Below are 694 nucleotides of genomic sequence, written 5' to 3' on the forward strand. Positions count from 1 at the left end.
GACTTGAGACCACCCCGAGCCGGCGGCCGCGACCCGGCCGCCCGAGCCCGCCGACGTCCCGAGCCAGGACGAGCTCTACCTGACGGGTGTCCACCTCGAGCAGTACCGGCACCCGACCGTGGACCCGCGGGCCTACTGGCTCGAGGGCCTGCGCCGCGACCCCGGGGACGCGCGGATCAACGCGGCCCTCGGGGCGGCGCTGCACCGCGACGGGGACTACGCGGGAGCCCTCGCCCACCTCGAGACGGCGCTGGCGCGGCTCACCGCGCGCAACCCGAACCCGGCCGACGGCGAGGCCTCCTACCGTCGTGGCCTGGCGCTCGAGCGGCTCGACCGGGCGCAGGACGCGTACGACGCCTTCGCCAAGGCCGCGTGGGACGGTCGGTGGGCCCACGCCGCGCAGCTGCAGATGGCCTTCCTCGACGCCGCGGCGGGCCAGGACCGCAGGGCCCTCGAGGTGATCGAGACGGCACTCCGGCTCGACGCGGAGGACCTGCGCGCCCGGGCCCTCGAGGTCGTCGTCCTGCGGCGCCTGGGCCGCGAGCAGGAGGCTGCCGAGCGGCTCGCCGCGACCCTGGCCCTGGACCCCCTCGACCCGTGGAACCGTGACCTCGCCGGCCTCGAGCCCCCGGCCGACGCCCGCGTGCTGGTCGACGTCGCCCTCGACCACGCCGCGAGCGGGGAGACCGACCGG

General features: G+C 77.5%; 1 protein-coding gene. It reads left to right on the forward strand.

Annotated features, from left to right (window positions below; genetic code table 11):
* Positions 1 to 118: 118 nt before the first annotated feature.
* Positions 119 to 694, forward strand: a 576-nt coding sequence (locus tag L0B03_RS18730; protein ID WP_374205036.1) for a tetratricopeptide repeat protein, incomplete at its 3' end; no start/stop codon positions are given.

The sequence above is a fragment of the Actinotalea sp. C106 genome, assembly GCF_023630195.1.
Taxonomy (GTDB): domain Bacteria; phylum Actinomycetota; class Actinomycetes; order Actinomycetales; family Cellulomonadaceae; genus Actinotalea.